Origin of the sequence: Mycobacterium sp. RTGN6 (genome assembly GCF_033804605.1) — a bacterium.
Lineage (GTDB): Bacteria > Actinomycetota > Actinomycetes > Mycobacteriales > Mycobacteriaceae > Mycobacterium.
Genome location: NZ_JAPZKZ010000005.1, coordinates 1 through 14,545 on the forward strand (window position 1 = coordinate 1; position 14,545 = coordinate 14,545).

Sequence of the window (14,545 nt, forward strand, 5' to 3'; positions counted from 1 at the left end):
TGGCACTGCTGGCAAGACCACACCACCTACGACCCCACCCAGCATCGCGCCCTCCAAGCACTGCTCGACAGACCCCAACCGGGAGCGGCTTGACACAGGGCAACTCATGCGGTCGCACCCTTCGGCGCCAGCCCGATCAGCGTGTCGAGACCGGTGCGCACCGCACCCGCAAGCGGCCCGGGCACCAGGCCGAGCAGCCCGAGCGCGGGCCGCACCAGCGCGGGCGTGACGAGGGTGGCCAGCCGGCGGATGCGCAGCACGTCGCCACCTGCCCAGCCGGGATCGGTATCCGCCAAGTGATGCGGGTCGGCCAACCCGTCGACGGGACGCGGCTTGCCGCCCGACAACGACAGGGCGATGGCATGGTCGATGCCGACCAATCCGTCGGTCGGGTCAGGCACCAACGCGTGCAGCCCGTCGGCCGAGGCCATCATCGGATGATCAAGCGACTCAACGAGATCGGCAGTCAGGCCGCCTGGAACCGGCAACGCCGCCGCGGCGACACGCGAGAGCACCGACATGTCGACGCCGGGCACGGGAAGTCCGTGGCGCCACTTCCCCGACAGCCGAGCGTAGCTCAGCATCAGCTGACCGTACGTCGTCCGCTCCGGGCCGTGGATGTCGTAAGCGCCCGCGGGCACGCGCTCGTCGAGGGCCGCGACGAGGTAGTACAGCACGTCACGGATCGAGATCGGATCCATCGAGTTGGCCGTCCAAGGTGGCATGGGGATCACCAGGAACCGGTCGCCGACGTAGCGCAGCATCTCGAAGGACGTCGACCCCGCACCGAGGATCATCGCGGCCCCCAGCCAAACCACCTCGGGGCCACCGTCCACGGTCAACGCGTGCGCGACCTCGGCCCTGCTGGTGAGGTGTTCGGACAGCTCGCCGACGTCGGGCACGAAGCCGCCCAGGTACACGATCCGGCGGACTGCCGCGTCGCGCGCCGCCGACGCGACGTTGGCCGCGGCGCGGTTGTCGGCATCGCGGAAGTCCGGCTGCCCGATCCCGTGGACGAGGTAGTAGACGACGTCGACGGGACCTGCCACGCCGAACGCGCTGGAGACGGAATCCTCGTCGGCCGCATCGAGGTACACCGGTGTGACGCGGTCGAACCAGCCGAAGTCGGCGAGCCGGGCGACGTTGCGGCTGGCGACGACGACCTCGTGCCCTTCGCCGAGAAGTGTGCCAACGAGCCGCGAGCCGACATAACCCGTTGCCCCGGTCACCAGTATCCGCATCGACGTCACCGTACGGCTGTACCCGGAGCCGTTCCAGTGGAACCAGTGTGTCGCCGACCTCGCACGGTGAAGACTCCCGCGTATAGCGCAGCGAGGGCCGCGTCGGCGGCGCGGGTGGCATCCCGCCTCGTTAGCGGAGTCCGGCTGGTAAGCAACTGGTAGTAGAGCGGGGCCGACACCGAGCGAATGACGGCACACGCATCGATCCGACCCGACACCTCTTGGCGCGCAATTGCGGCGTCGATACACCTGGCCCACTCGGCGACGCGGCGCTCGTAGAACCCGGCCAACGCCTCGGCCGTGCGCGGGTCGAACGTCGCGGCGGCGATGATCGCCTTGAAGAGCGGCCCCTGGCGCGGGTCGGACAGAGTGTCGCGGACGAGTTGCGCACTGGCCCGCAGGTCGGTGCGCAGCGACCCGGTGTCGGCCCGCGCAACCGACTGGTCCGCCATGTCGGTGAGCAGGTCGGCGACGACCGCAGGCACTGAGCCCCATCGGCGGTAGACGGTGGACTTGCCAACTCCTGCCCGCTCGGCGATGACCGTGAGTTCCAATCCTGCGAGCCCGGATTCGACGAGCAACTCCTCGGTGGCCCGAAGCACTGCGCGGTGCACCTCGGCGGTACGACCACCGGGGCGAGCGGCGCCGGGACTCATCACGTCCACATCCTATCGGGAATATCATCCCGTTAAAGGCGTTGTGTCAGGAGATCAGTTAACGGGAAGATGATCCCAACAAGGAGGCGCACGTGGAGTATCGACGGGTTGGCGATTCAGGTCTGGTGGTGTCCGAACTGGGTTTTGGCGCAGCGACGTTCGGCGGAGTCGGTGACTTCTTCGGAGCGTGGGGCGACACAGACGTCGCCGCCGCGCGACGCATCGTCGACGTCTGTCTCGACGCGGGCGTCACGCTGTTCGACACCGCGGACGTGTACTCCGAGGGCGCATCGGAGGTAGTGCTTGGTGCCGCCCTGAAGGGCCGCCGCGACGACGTGCTCATCTCGACGAAGGCCGCGCTGCCGACCGGACCCGAGGACTGGGGTACCTCGCGCACCCGACTGCTGCGGTCCGTCGACGCGGCGCTGCGTCGCCTGAACACGGACCGCATCGATCTGTTCCAGCTTCACGGCTACGACGCCGCCACACCCATTGACGAGGTCGTCCACACGCTGGAAACCCTTGTCGCCCAGGGCAAGATCCGCTATCTCGGGGTGTCCAACTTCAGCGGCTGGCAATTGATGAAGTCACTGGCCATCGCCGACCGGCAGCATCGCACGCGGTACATCGCGCACCAGGTCTACTACTCGCTGGTCGGCCGGGACTACGAGTGGGAACTCATGCCGCTGGGCGCCGCCGAGGGCGTCGGCGCCCTGGTCTGGAGCCCGTTGGGTTGGGGCAGGCTGACCGGTCGCGTCCGCCGCGACACCCCGCTGCCGGCGCGCAGCAGGCTGCACACCACCGCAGAGGCCGGACCTCCCGTCGACGATGACCGCATGTTCGCGATCCTCGACGTGCTCGACGCACTCGCGGAGGAGACGGGCCGCACGGTGCCCCAATTGGCGTTGAACTGGCTCCTTACCCGCCCGACGGTGTCGTCGGTGATCGTCGGGGCGCGCGACGAGCGCCAACTCGTCGAGAACCTTGGCGCCGTCGGCTGGCGCCTCGACGACGCGCAGCGTGCGCGACTGGACGAGGTCAGCTCGACCGACGCGCCCTACCCGTACTTTCCGTACCACCGTCAGGAGGGTTTCGCCATGCTGAATCCGCCGCTGACGTAACGCGTTTCAGGAGTCGGCGGCGTTGCGGTGCATTTCACTCAGATGCTCGTAGACCAGCGCATTGGTGCGGTTGCCCGCCACCTCGTCATCGCTCAGCTCGCGCCGCACCTTTCCCGGCACGCCTGCGACCAGCGACCGTGGCGGAATGACGGCGCCTTGCGGGACCACCGCACCCGCGGCGACCAGCGACCCGGTCCCGATGACCGCGCCGTTGAGCACTATCGCGCCCATACCGATGAGGCAGTCGTCCTCGACCGTGCATCCGTGGAGCACCGCGTTGTGTCCGACGCTGACGCCGGATCCGATCCGCGCGGGGAAGCCGGGGTCGACGTGGATGGTCGAGCCGTCCTGAATGTTGGTTCCGTAGCCGATGTCGATGGGTTCGAACTCGGCCCGCAGCGTGACGGCGTACCAGACGCTGGCCTTCGCGGCGAGCCTGACGTCACCGAGCACGCTGGCGTTCGGCGCGACCCAGGATTCCGTGTGCAGTTGCGGGGCACGGCCGTTCACGGCCTTGATGAGTGGCTCGGGCATGGGCGCGATCTTAACCGCGGCCATCAACTGCCTTGATAGGTCTTGCGGTAACTCGACGGCGACATCCCCAGCCCGCGGCGCAGATGGTGTCGCAGGTTGCCGCCGGTGCCAAGGCCGCTGCGACGGGCCACCTCGTCGACGGGGAGGTCACGCGACTCGAGCAACTCGCGCGCCCGATCGACGCGCCGGTTGCGGATCCAGGTCCCCGGCGCCTGTCCGGTTTCCTCACGGAAGCGCCGATTGAACGTGCGCGGGCTCATGTTCGCGTGCCGCGCCAGCCGCTCGACGGTCAGCTCCTCGTCGAGGTGGCGCAACGCAAACTCACGAGTGGCCGCCGTCGAGGCGTCGTCGGCAGCAGGCACGTGCCGATCGATGAACTGGGCCTGGCCGCCCTCGCGCCACGGCGGAACGACGCAGTACTTGGCCACCGCGTTGGCCACCTGCGCCCCATGATCATTGCGAATGATGTGCAGGCACAAGTCGATTCCGGCCGCAAGGCCCGCGGAGGTAAGCACGTCGCCGTCGTCGACGAACAACACCTTCTCGTCGACGCGCACCGCGGGATGCAACCGTCGCAACGCGTCGGCGAACTTCCAGTGAGTGGTGGCGCGCCGCCCGTCGAGCAGGCCCGCCGCGGCGAGCACGAATGCGCCGGTGCAGATCGACACCAGTCGGGTGCCTGGCCGGATGGAGTCGAGCGCGGCGCGAACGTCCGGTGCAAGCACTCCGTCACGGCGCGCGGGCGCGTAGCGCGTGCCGGGGATGACGACGGTGTCGGCGGTGGCGAGCACCTCCGGTCCGGCCGCGGGGACGATGCCGAAGCCGCTGGTGGCCGGAACGGTGTCACGGGTCAGCGCAGCGGTGACGACGTCGTAGAGCGGATTGCCGTCGTCGTCCTCGGCGGAGCCCAGCAGCATCGGGGCGATCGCGGCGTCGAATCCGACGACGGGCGGAATAAGGAGGACCACGACGCGGTGCACGAGACCAGTTTGGCATGTTTTTGACGATTGGTGTCATTCATGCCACTGGCGCCGCGGGTGCTCGACACGCGATCGTGATTGGGTGACCGTCACCGGCGACACCGAGACCACGCGCACGCCCCGTCTTCACTGGGCCTGGGTGGTGGCCGCGGTCAGCTTCATCGCGATCCTCGGCGCCGCGGCCTTCCGCTCGGTGCCCGGCGTGATGATGAACCCGCTGCACCACGAGTTCGGCTGGTCGCACGGCACCGTCGGCCTCGCGATGTCGGTCAACATGACGCTGTTCGGACTCACCGCGCCATTCGCGGCCGCTCTGATGGACCGCTTCGGCGTACGCCGGGTGTTGGCCGTGGCGCTGGTGCTGATCGCGTCGGGTTCGGCGCTGTCGACGACGATGACCGCCAGTTGGCAGCTGGTCCTGTTCTGGGGCGTGCTGGTCGGGATCGGCACGGGCTCGATCTCGATGGGCTTCGTCGCGACGGTGTCGACCCGGTGGTTCGAGCAGCGTCGCGGCCTTGTCACCGGGGTACTGACCGCGGCGAGCGCGACGGGTCAGTTGATCTTCCTGCCCGTCGTCGCCGAGCTCACCACCCGGCACGGCTGGCGCTGGGCGTCGCTGGTCGTCGCGGCGGCCGCCCTGTGCGTGGTGCCGCTCGTCGTCGCGTTCATGCGCGACCGCCCGCAGGACGTCGGGTTGACCGCCTACGGTGCGACGACGTCGCAGCCGGAGGCCATCCCGACGGGCAGCTTCCGCGCGGCCTTCGACGGGCTGCGGATCGGCGCGCGGGTGCCCGCGTTCTGGCTGTTGGCGGGGAGCTTCGCCATCTGCGGGGCGACCACCAACGGGCTGATCGGAACCCATTTCATACCCGCGGCCAACGACCACGGCATGCCGACGACGGTCGCCGCCGGCCTGCTCGCCACCATTGGCATCCTCGACGTCGCGGGCACGGTGTGCTCGGGTTGGCTGACCGACCGCGTCGACCCGAAGCTGCTGCTCGTCGTGTACTACGCGGGCCGCGGGATCTCGTTGCTCCTGCTGCCGTCGCTACTTGCGCCCCACACGGAGCCGGGCACCTGGGTGTTCGTCATCTTCTACGGGCTGGACTGGGTGGCCACGGTGCCGCCGACGATCGTGTTGTGCCGCAACTACTTCGGCGCGAGGGCTCCGGTGGTGTTCGGCTGGGTATTCGCATCGCACCAGTTGGGCGCGGCCGTCGCCGCAGCGGCGGCGGGTTGGCTTCGCGATCGCAACGGCGACTACGACCTGGCGTTCTACCTCGCGGCCGGGCTCTGCGGTATCGCGGCGGTGTTGTGTCTGAGCGTGCGGAAGGCACCGGCCGAGGCCGTGTCAGCCTCCGCGTGAAGGTGTGGCCCACGTCACTGCGATTGGGGTAACTCCGTGCCCTGCACTTACCATTTCGGGGGCGCCGTGTCGGGGCGGACGCAAGGAGCAGATTTGCACCTGTATTTCGCCAATCCAGAAAGACGACACGTCGTTGAGAGAGCTGAGGAGCCGAACGTGAAGACTCGCACCAGCAAGACCTTGGGAGTTTCCGCCGCGATCGCTGCGATCGCCGTGTCACTCCCGCTGGCGATCACCGCCCAGGCCGACCCACCGCCCCCGGAACCCACCGCGATCAAGCCGCCGCCGGATCCGCAGGGCCCGGGCTGCGACCCGATCAAGGCCGACCTGGCCACCGCGGGCCTGACCTGGACGAACCTGGACACCATGCCCGTCGGCGCCGCGCTGGCGAAGATCCCGGCGATCAGCACGTTCACTGCGGCCGTCTCGGGCGGACTGAACCCCGCGGTCAACATCGTGCCGGTGCTGGAGAACGGTCCCTACGTGGTGTTCGCCCCGACGAACGACGCGTTCGCGGCACTGGATCCCGCTCAGCTCGAGGCGCTCAAGGCCGACCCCGCCGCGCTGACGAGCCTGGACTACTACCACGTCTTCCTCGGCCTGCTGGCCAACGACGACGTGCAGGGCACCCGCCCCTCCCAGCAGGGCACCGAGTTGACGGTCAAGGGCAAGGGCGGCGACATCAAGGTCAACGACTCGGCCAAAATGATCTGCGGTGCCATCCAGGCCAGCAACGCCAGGATCTACGTCATCGACACCGTGCTGGACAAGACCACCGGTGCTGAGGCGGCCGCTGCCGCGCGCGCCGGCACGACGCTGTCCAGCACTGCGACCACGACCACCACGACGAGCGCCCCGGCCCCGGCCCCCGCGGGCTAGTTCTTCAGCGATTTCGGCGCGCTTTCGGTCTCCTAGCGACCGGAAGCGCGCCGAAGCCGCTACAGGCCTAGGTCGCGGCCGATGATCTCCTTCATGATCTCGGTGGTGCCACCGAAGATGGTCTGGATGCGCACGTCGACGTAGTCACGGGCGACCTTGTACTCGTTCATGTAGCCGTAGCCGCCGTGCAGCTGCACGCAGTTGTCGACGACCTTCTTGCCGAGCTCGGTGCACCACCACTTGGCCTTGGAGGCCTGCACGGCCGTCAGCTCACCGTCGACGACGGCGCGCAGGCACCGGTCGACGTACTGCTCGGCGATCTCGAGCTCGGTGTCCATCTCGGCCATCAGGAACCGGTTGTGCTGGAACGTGCCAATCGGCTGCCCGAAGGCCTTGCGGTCCTTGACGTATTGCAGCGTCTCGTTGAACGTCGCACGCGCCCCCGCGACCGCCGCGATGGCTATGGAGAGCCGTTCCGAGGGCAGGTTCGTCATCAGGTGGTAGAAGCCCTTGCCCTCCTCCCCCAGCAGGTTCGCGCCGGGCACCCGCACGTTCTCGAAGTGCAGTTCGGAGGTGTCGGCGGCGTGCAGACCCATCTTGTCGAGCTTGCGACCGCGGCTGAAGCCTTCCATGCCGCGCTCGACGACCAGCAGCGAGAAGCCCTTGTGGCCGGCCTCGGGGTCGGTGCGGGCCACCACGATGACGAGGTCGGAGTTGATGCCCGCCGAGATGAATGTCTTGGAGCCGTTGAGGATCCAGTCGTCACCGTCGCGCACCGCGGAGGTCTTGATGCCTGCCAGGTCGCTACCTGCGCCGGGCTCGGTCATGGCGATGGCGCCGATCAGCTCGCCGGTGATGTAGCCGGGCAGCCAGCGTTCCTGCTGTTCGTCGTTGGCCAGGTTCGCGAAGTAGGGGCCGACGATGTCGTTCTGCAGACTCACTCCCGGCGTGGCCGGGCCGAACTTGCTGAACTCCTCGACGATCACCGCGTTGAACCGGAAGTCGTCGACGCCTCCGCCGCCAAACTTCTCCGGCAGGTTGAAGCCGATCAGGCCGTACTTCCCTGCGGCGACATACGATTCGCGGTCGACGAGCCGCTCGCTCTCCCACTTCTCGGCGTGCGGCGCGCACTCCTTCTCGAGGAACTGGCGCGCGGTCTCGCGCAGCTGCTCGTGCTCGGGCTCGAATACCAGTCGCTTCATCTTCTCTCCCTCACTTGGCCTGCCATACGGGCTCGCGCTTCTCGGCGAAGGCGCGTGGCCCCTCCTTGGCGTCCTCGGAGCGCAACACACCTCCGATCTCACGCATGGTCCTGCTCCAGCCGGGTTCGTCGCCGGTGATCACGCCGTCGTCGACGCCATAGGCGACACGCTTGCTCGCCCAAACGGCAAGCGGCGCATTGCCGGTGATGCGCTCGGCGAGCGCGAGCGCCGCGTCCACCACGGTGCCGTCGGGCACCACCTGGTTGACGAGGCCCCACTTCAGCGCGTCCGCCGACGACATCGGCTCACCGGTGAACAACAACTCCATCGCGACCTTGCGCGGCAGGTGATCAACGATGCGGAACACGCCCCCGGCCGCGGCGATGAGTCCGCGCTTCACTTCCGGTAGCCCAAACTTGGTGCGCTCCTCGGCGACGACGAGGTCGCTGGCCAACGCCAACTCGGTACCGCCGCCCAGCGCGGTGCCGTTGACGGCCGCGATGGTCGGCTTGTCGATGTAGTGCTGGACGTAGCCCGCAAAGCCCCACTCGCCGTGCTCGGGGTGAAACAGGTTCTCCCGACGTGATATCGCCTTGAGATCGGCTCCGGCGCAAAATGATTGGCCCGCACCGGTGATGACGACGGCACGCACTTCCGGATCGCGCTGCGCCGCGTCCAGCGCGTCGCCGACGGCGGTGCTGACCGCGGCATTGACGGCGTTGCGGGCCTCGGGCCGATTGATGGTGATGAGCGCGACGTTGCCCCGCCGCTCGACGAGAGCGGCGGGGGCGGTCGCGGTGTCCGGCTCCGTCACAGCAGTTCGAGGATGGTGGCGTTGGCCTGCCCGCCGCCCTCACACATGGTTTGCAGGCCGTACTGAATTCCGTTGTCCCGCATGTGATACAGCATGGTCGTCATGATGCGGGCTCCCGAACCACCGAGCGGGTGGCCCAGCGCGATGGCGCCGCCGTTGGGGTTGAGCTTCTTCTCGTCGGCGCCAATGTCCTTCAGCCAGGCCAGCGGCACGGGGGCGAACGCCTCGTTGACCTCGAACACCCCGATCTCGTCGAGCGAGAGGCCGGAGCGCTTGAGTGCCTTCTGCGTCGCCGGGATCGGCGCGGTCAGCATGATCACCGGATCCGCACCCGCCAGGACCGCGGTGTGCACCTTGGCAAGCGGCTTGAGCCCCAACGACTTAGCCTTCTCGGCGGACATGAACAACAGCGCCGCCGAGCCGTCGGAGATCTGACTGGAGTTGCCGGCGTGGATCACCCCGTCCTCCTTGAAGGCGGGCTTGATCTTGCCGATCGACTCGATGGTGCCGCCACGGCGGATGCCCTCGTCCTTCAGCACCGGGTTTCCGTCCTGGTCCTTGATGCCGACGATCTGGGCGTCGAACGCACCGGAATCCTGTGCGGTGGCGGCCTTTTCGTGCGACCCGAGGGAGAACTGGTCGAGGTCGGTGCGGCTGAAGCCCCACTGGTCGGCGATCATCTCTGCGCCAGTGCCCTGGTTGGGGGTCTGGGTGTAGCGGGCGCGGAACGCCTCGGGGTACGGATGCCCGCCGTTGGCCAGCGAGGCGCCCATCGGGGTGCGCGACATCGACTCGACGCCGCCCGCGACGACGACGTCGTAGTGGCCGGCCACCACGCCTGCCGCGGCGAAGTGCACCGACTGCTGGCTGGATCCGCACTGCCGGTCGACCGTCACCCCTGGCACGCTCTCCGGCCACCCGGCGGCGAGCACGGCGGTGCGCGCAATGTCGAGCGCCTGCTCACCGGCCTGCATCACGCAACCCCAGATGACGTCGTCGACGAGCGCCGGGTCGACGCCGGCCCGCTCGACCAGACCGTTGAGGACCTGGGCGGACAGTTCACCGGGGTGAACGCCCGACAGGCCGCCGTTGCGCTTGCCGACCGGGGACCGGACGGCCTCGACGATGACGGCTTCAGCCATGGGACTCTCCTTTGAATGTGATGTCCCCCGAAGGTAGAGGAACAAAGTTTACTAGGTCAACCTACTGGTTGGTAGGCTGGCGCCGGATGTTCGAGCCCGGCTCAGTCCATCCGACATGGTTTACTGAGTTGCATAGCTCGGGAAAACACTGTTTGGGAGATGTTGTGACGCGAAGCACACCGCTGGCTCCGATGATCGGGCCGGAAGGTGTCGCATCGCTGGCGGGCACGCAAATCCGCTCACCCAAGACCGCCGAGCTCGTCGCGGGCACGCTGCGCCGCATGGTCGTCGACGGCCAACTCACCGACGGCGACTTCCTGCCCAATGAAGCCGAGCTCATGGCCCACTTCGGTGTCAGCAGGCCCACGCTTCGGGAAGCCGTCCGCGTGTTGGAGTCCGAACGGCTCGTCGAGGTGCGCCGCGGCTCGCGCACCGGTGCCCGCGTGCGGGTGCCAGGGCCAGAGATCGTCGCGCGGCCCGCTGGTCTGCTGCTCGAGTTGTCGGGCGCGACCATCGCCGACGTCATGGTCGCGCGCGCAGGCATCGAACCGATGGCCGCGCGGCTGCTTGCCGAATCCGGCACGTCTGAGGCGTTCGACGAGCTGGAAAAGATGGTCGCCGAACACATCCCCGTCGGCTGGCAGTCCGATCGGCTGGCCCAGACGACGGGGGATTTTCACCGTCGCATGGTGGAGTTGTCGGGCAACGCCACGCTCGCGATCATCGCGGGCATGCTGCACGAGATCACCGTGCGGCACACCGCATTCGTCTTCAAGGAAGGCCGCCCAGTCTCGAAGGCGGACTACGACAAACTGATGCGGTCCTATGGTCGCCTGATGAAATTGCTGCGCGCGGGCGACGGCGCGGCGGCCGAGGCGCATTGGCGCAAGCACCTTGACGTCGCTCGAGAACTGTCGCTTCAGGGACTCGAGGACGTCAAGGTCCGCGACGTCATGGGCTGATCGTCGTCGCCGACCACGTCACGTGAACCGGCACGGTGTCGTCCCACGGCTGGCGCGTCACCATGTCGGCGACGTTGACGTAGCCGCGTTCGAACTCTCCGGTGGCCGCGTCGACGAGGCGATACTGCTGACGCTGCTTGTGGATTGGTTGCGCGTCGAGCAATAGCACCCGCACCTCACCGGGTTCGAAGTGGCATCGCTCGTGCAAGGCGGCGATGAGCTGCTCGTTGTGCATGTGCCCGTCCCCGAAGTTCCAGCCGATCGCGGTGCTGCAGATCCGCTCGCCGTCGGTGAGCGTGTAGTCGGCCTCGTGCTGCCCCGCCATCGCCCGGTGGGCGAGCGTGAACATCGCGCGGCCGTGCGTGTTGAACGAACGGAACGCATACCCCATGTACTGGTACATCTCCGCGGTTTCCTTGCTGCCGTAGAACTTCTCCATCTGTGCGGCGGGCATGCTGGCGATCGCGACGATGCCCTCGGCGATCTTCTGCTCGGCCGACGGCTTGAGGCACCACAGTGTGGTGTCCCAGTTGCCTGCGTAGTACCGCATCCCCGGCAGGAAGGAGACCTTGCGCGGGAACAGGTTTCCCAGTACCACGGTGCCCGCGACGACGGCGAACAACACGATCGGCCACGGACTCGCCACGTCGCCCAGCCCAACCCCGGCGTGCCCGACGAACAACGCCAGCACGCTGAACATCATGAAGACGTTCCACTCCAGCGGCACTCCCATCGGGATCGACGACAGGATGCCGAAGTGGAAGCACACCATCACGAATGCGGCGACGTACGTCGGCCAGCCGCCGCTGGAGAAGAACAGTACGAGCGGCACCAACCCCTCGATCGCCGTGCTGAAATGCGCCAGCCACCGGGACGCCCGGCCGGGGCGAAGATCGTCTGGGAAGTGCTCGAAGAAGCGACGCTTGATCCACCGTGGCCGGAACACGGGGTTGTTGCTCATCATCGTCGAGATGACGAACGGGAAGTGCTTGTTGAGCTTGGACGTCGCGGCGCCAATCCAGATGACGAGGCAGACGAGCTTGGCGGCGATGATGATGTCCTCGCCACTGAACAGGAAGCACGCCGCAAGCGCGGCGTACACCTCGCCGCGAGCGGCCAGGAAGATCACCTTGTCGCGCAGGCCGGCGACCGCCAGCAGACCGAGGATGGTCGCGGTCTGCCACACCGGCAGCACGCCCACCTCGGTGCCGAGTTCGGGAATGGGGCCGGTGCCGTCGGAGAAGATCGCGACGATCAGCATGACCAGCAGCGCCGCGTAGAGCAGCACGTCGAGCGGGGTGCGCGCGTCGCCCTTGGTCAGCGGAACCCGGTTGGGCCACGGTGGCAGCCGAATCGTCTTGGGCCGCAACCAGTACAGGACGGATCCCATCGGCGGGAAGAACCTGTTGTTCAGCGGCCCGAACCCGCAGCCCAGCCCGACGACCTCGAACAGCATCGTGTAGAGCACGACCTTCTGATAGACGATCGGCTCGGCGTACCAGGACGCCACGTTTGTGAAGCCGTCGATGTCCGTAGTGCTCAGCACGATCAGCCACGCGACGAGCACGTACAGCAGGATCTTCACCACGTAGAAGAGGTGCATGACGACGGGTGTTCCGAAGCCGACCTCGGCCCAGTGCCGGGCCATGGGGACGATCCGCTCGGCGCGCGTGCCCTTGCTCCACTCTTCGTAGTCGACGACGGGCGCGTCCTGCTTCAGAAATCCCATGCGGGCCAGACTAGAACGTGTTCTAGTCTGGCGGATTCACTTCCGGTTTCTCACCGCGAGCAGATGGAACTAGGCGGCTTCCTTGGGCGCGGGCGGGCGGAAGAAGATCAGTACCTGGCCGATGCCGCCCGCGAGTCCGAGGCCAACCGCGATGAGCAGGCCCCACCAGCCGTGCAGGTACTCGTACAGCGACGAGGTACCGAACAGCGCGTGGTCGAGGCTGAGCTTGCCCGCGCCGACGCCTGCGATCGCCACCGCGGTCACGGCGAGGACCAGGTTGTACTCCCAGCCCTCCTTGACAATGAAGAAGCCGTTCTTCCGGTGCACGGTCCAAGCCGCGGTGAACATCAGCGCCACGAACCCGGCGGCCGGGATCGGGGTGAGCAGTCCGACGGCCAGGCCCAGGCCAGCGGCCATCTCGGTGGTCGCCGCGGCGCGCGCGTGGAACATGCCCGGCTTCATGCCGATGCTGTCGAACCAGCCCGCGGTCCCGGCCAGCCCGCCTTTGCCGAAGAACTTGTTGTAACCGTGGGCGGCCATGGTCAGGCCAAGCACGACGCGAAGCACGAGGAGGGCGAAATCGTAGGCAGTCACGCAACAGAATCTAGGCCATCTGTTAAGTCGCTGCCCACCCCCTAGCCGAGCGCCGCCTCGAGCCGCTCGACGTAGGCGTCGAGTCCATCAACACCGACCGCCGACTCCGCGGCGTGCACGCTGATCGAAATCGTGTCGCCGACCCCGCACACGCAGTGCGTCAGCCCCATCATCGGTGACAAGCCGGGGAACGCCGCGAGTACGGCGACGGGGGCGCCACCGAACGCGAAGTCCGCCGCGCCGCCGTTCACGCTGGAGACCACGGTATTGCCGTTGACCGAGGCCAGTTGTACGTCGGGATCGAATTGCGTTATCCCCCATCGCAACAACGGTGCGGGAGTGGCCGCGAAGGCCATGTCCGCCGCACGCATCGCGGGGTGGTCGGCCCGTCGGCGGCGGACGTCGATGTCCCCGGCGATCCGATCGGACCGGGCCGAACCGTCCAGCTCCGGATAGAGCCCGATGCCCGCCGCGCCGAAGTGGTTGTACGACCGCCGCGGCGCCGACTTCGCCATCATCAGCTCCGCCCCCAGCGTGGCCGCATCGTCGCCGAGTGCGCGGAGGTGCTCGGAGAGCGCCGCCGATATCCCGGACAGGGCGGCCACCGTCACCGTCGGCGTCGACAACGCGGTGCGCGGACGGACGACGGTCCGCAGGCCACGCGTTCCCGTCGGACGGGTGTTGGTGCGCAGCGCCGGATATGGTGTGGCGGGCTGCGGCAAGTCGCCGGCCGCGGTTTCGGCGACGATCCGACGATGTGCCCGCGCCGCGCGAAACCCCAACAGCGGCAGCTGAATCGGCCCGACATTCCACGGCGTCACCTCGGGCATCGAACCGACTCGGCCGAACATCAGCGCGGCCGACACCGACGTGCGTCCACCGCCACCGAGCGCGTGCGAGATCTGCAGCACCGCCACCGAGCCCGGCCCCGATACCGTTGGCACTCCATCGACCGCCGGAAACACGTGCAGCCGCCAGGCCACCTCGGTCGCGTCCAGCTGATCGTCGATCAAGGGAATCGTCGCGGCCAGACAGCCCGCCCACGTGGTGTTCTCGAGGCGGTGCACCACGAACTGCGCGGCTTCGACGCCACGATCGGCCCACACCGGGTACCCCAGCCCGCCGAGATCGTCGACGCGCACGCACAGTTCCGCGCACCGCCCGGCCCGCTGCCGGACCTCGTCGAGCGCGTCGTCGAGGTCGTCTGGGACGCCCGCGAATCCGAACAACAGGAACGTGTCGTTTGGGATCTTCGCCGCAGTCCAGAACGTCTGCGCGTCGACCGGCGTCAGGCGATGCGCACTCATGGGCCAAGGTTAAGCTGC

The 14,545-nt window shown here is 67.8% G+C and carries 14 protein-coding genes; 4 read left to right on the top strand and 10 right to left on the bottom strand.

What is annotated here, in order from left to right; all coding sequences use genetic code 11:
- Nucleotides 1-104: 104 nt before the first annotated feature.
- Nucleotides 105-1,241: an NAD(P)H-binding protein gene (locus SLQ33_RS13555; RefSeq protein WP_319454381.1), complete on the bottom strand. Its 1,137-nt coding sequence runs from the start codon at nucleotides 1,239-1,241 to the stop codon at nucleotides 105-107.
- A gap of 5 nt (nucleotides 1,242-1,246) precedes the next feature.
- Nucleotides 1,247-1,897, bottom strand: a complete 651-nt coding sequence (locus tag SLQ33_RS13560; protein WP_319454737.1) for a TetR/AcrR family transcriptional regulator — start codon at nucleotides 1,895-1,897, stop codon at nucleotides 1,247-1,249.
- Between the two features lie 92 nt (nucleotides 1,898-1,989).
- Between SLQ33_RS13560 and SLQ33_RS13565 the strand changes: the two genes are divergently transcribed.
- Complete coding sequence (locus SLQ33_RS13565) at nucleotides 1,990-3,018, top strand: aldo/keto reductase (protein ID WP_319454382.1); 1,029 nt, start codon at nucleotides 1,990-1,992, stop codon at nucleotides 3,016-3,018.
- 6 nt (nucleotides 3,019-3,024) lie between these two features.
- Here the strand turns inward: SLQ33_RS13565 and SLQ33_RS13570 are convergent, their stop codons facing one another.
- Together SLQ33_RS13570 and SLQ33_RS13575 are read right to left on the bottom strand one after the other, a co-directional pair.
- Nucleotides 3,025-3,552 carry a gamma carbonic anhydrase family protein gene (locus SLQ33_RS13570; RefSeq protein ID WP_319454383.1) on the bottom strand — a complete coding sequence of 176 codons (528 nt, stop codon included), beginning with the start codon at nucleotides 3,550-3,552 and terminating at the stop codon, nucleotides 3,025-3,027.
- Nucleotides 3,553-3,575: 23 nt separating this feature from the next.
- Complete coding sequence (locus tag SLQ33_RS13575) at nucleotides 3,576-4,532, bottom strand: GlxA family transcriptional regulator (RefSeq protein WP_319454384.1); 957 nt, start codon at nucleotides 4,530-4,532, stop codon at nucleotides 3,576-3,578.
- 82 nt (nucleotides 4,533-4,614) lie between these two features.
- Between SLQ33_RS13575 and SLQ33_RS13580 the strand changes: the two genes are divergently transcribed.
- Both SLQ33_RS13580 and SLQ33_RS13585 read left to right on the top strand, forming a co-directional pair.
- Entirely contained in the window at nucleotides 4,615-5,898 is a 1,284-nt protein-coding gene (locus SLQ33_RS13580; RefSeq protein ID WP_319454385.1) for an MFS transporter, read from the top strand.
- 156 nt (nucleotides 5,899-6,054) lie between these two features.
- Nucleotides 6,055-6,777: a fasciclin domain-containing protein gene (locus SLQ33_RS13585; RefSeq protein WP_319454386.1), complete on the top strand. Its 723-nt coding sequence runs from the start codon at nucleotides 6,055-6,057 to the stop codon at nucleotides 6,775-6,777.
- A 59-nt stretch (nucleotides 6,778-6,836) separates the two neighbouring features.
- Here the strand turns inward: SLQ33_RS13585 and SLQ33_RS13590 are convergent, their stop codons facing one another.
- From SLQ33_RS13590 to SLQ33_RS13600, 3 genes are read right to left on the bottom strand one after another with little or no spacing between them, the layout of a single operon-like run.
- Nucleotides 6,837-7,979 (bottom strand): acyl-CoA dehydrogenase family protein, encoded by a 1,143-nt coding sequence (locus SLQ33_RS13590; protein WP_319454387.1) that lies wholly within the window; start codon nucleotides 7,977-7,979, stop codon nucleotides 6,837-6,839.
- 10 nt (nucleotides 7,980-7,989) lie between these two features.
- Nucleotides 7,990-8,793: a crotonase/enoyl-CoA hydratase family protein gene (locus SLQ33_RS13595; RefSeq protein WP_319454388.1), complete on the bottom strand. Its 804-nt coding sequence runs from the start codon at nucleotides 8,791-8,793 to the stop codon at nucleotides 7,990-7,992.
- Nucleotides 8,790-9,935: a thiolase family protein gene (locus tag SLQ33_RS13600; RefSeq protein WP_319454389.1), complete on the bottom strand. Its 1,146-nt coding sequence runs from the start codon at nucleotides 9,933-9,935 to the stop codon at nucleotides 8,790-8,792. Before SLQ33_RS13600 ends, SLQ33_RS13595 begins: the two co-directional genes overlap by 4 nt.
- A gap of 164 nt (nucleotides 9,936-10,099) precedes the next feature.
- On the opposite strand from SLQ33_RS13600, the gene SLQ33_RS13605 reads away from it, so the two are divergent.
- Complete coding sequence (locus SLQ33_RS13605) at nucleotides 10,100-10,897, top strand: FadR/GntR family transcriptional regulator (protein WP_319454390.1); 798 nt, start codon at nucleotides 10,100-10,102, stop codon at nucleotides 10,895-10,897.
- Here SLQ33_RS13605 and SLQ33_RS13610 read toward each other — a convergent pair.
- The 3 genes from SLQ33_RS13610 to SLQ33_RS13620 all read right to left on the bottom strand — a co-directional run bounded on the left by SLQ33_RS13610 (nucleotide 10,887) and on the right by SLQ33_RS13620 (nucleotide 14,527).
- Nucleotides 10,887-12,626 (bottom strand): DUF3556 domain-containing protein, encoded by a 1,740-nt coding sequence (locus SLQ33_RS13610; protein WP_319454391.1) that lies wholly within the window; start codon nucleotides 12,624-12,626, stop codon nucleotides 10,887-10,889. The two genes, SLQ33_RS13605 and SLQ33_RS13610, sit on opposite strands and share 11 nt — an antisense overlap.
- A 69-nt stretch (nucleotides 12,627-12,695) precedes the next feature.
- Nucleotides 12,696-13,220 (bottom strand): DoxX family protein, encoded by a 525-nt coding sequence (locus SLQ33_RS13615; RefSeq protein ID WP_319454392.1) that lies wholly within the window; start codon nucleotides 13,218-13,220, stop codon nucleotides 12,696-12,698.
- Nucleotides 13,221-13,261: 41 nt separating this feature from the next.
- Complete coding sequence (locus SLQ33_RS13620) at nucleotides 13,262-14,527, bottom strand: WS/DGAT domain-containing protein (protein ID WP_319454393.1); 1,266 nt, start codon at nucleotides 14,525-14,527, stop codon at nucleotides 13,262-13,264.
- Between the last annotated feature and the right edge of the window lie 18 nt (nucleotides 14,528-14,545).

What these genes read in the sequence shown, in the direction of transcription:
- SLQ33_RS13570 (WP_319454383.1), bottom strand. Translation starts at nt 3,552, where the DNA reads ATGCCCGAGCCACTCATCAAGGCCGTGAACGGCCGTGCCCCGCAACTG.
- SLQ33_RS13610 (WP_319454391.1), bottom strand. Translation starts at nt 12,626, where the DNA reads ATGGGATTTCTGAAGCAGGACGCGCCCGTCGTCGACTACGAAGAGTGG.
- SLQ33_RS13560 (WP_319454737.1), bottom strand. Translation starts at nt 1,897, where the DNA reads ATGAGTCCCGGCGCCGCTCGCCCCGGTGGTCGTACCGCCGAGGTGCAC.
- SLQ33_RS13620 (WP_319454393.1), bottom strand. Translation starts at nt 14,527, where the DNA reads ATGAGTGCGCATCGCCTGACGCCGGTCGACGCGCAGACGTTCTGGACT.
- SLQ33_RS13600 (WP_319454389.1), bottom strand. Translation starts at nt 9,935, where the DNA reads ATGGCTGAAGCCGTCATCGTCGAGGCCGTCCGGTCCCCGGTCGGCAAG.
- SLQ33_RS13590 (WP_319454387.1), bottom strand. Translation starts at nt 7,979, where the DNA reads ATGAAGCGACTGGTATTCGAGCCCGAGCACGAGCAGCTGCGCGAGACC.
- SLQ33_RS13555 (WP_319454381.1), bottom strand. Translation starts at nt 1,241, where the DNA reads ATGCGGATACTGGTGACCGGGGCAACGGGTTATGTCGGCTCGCGGCTC.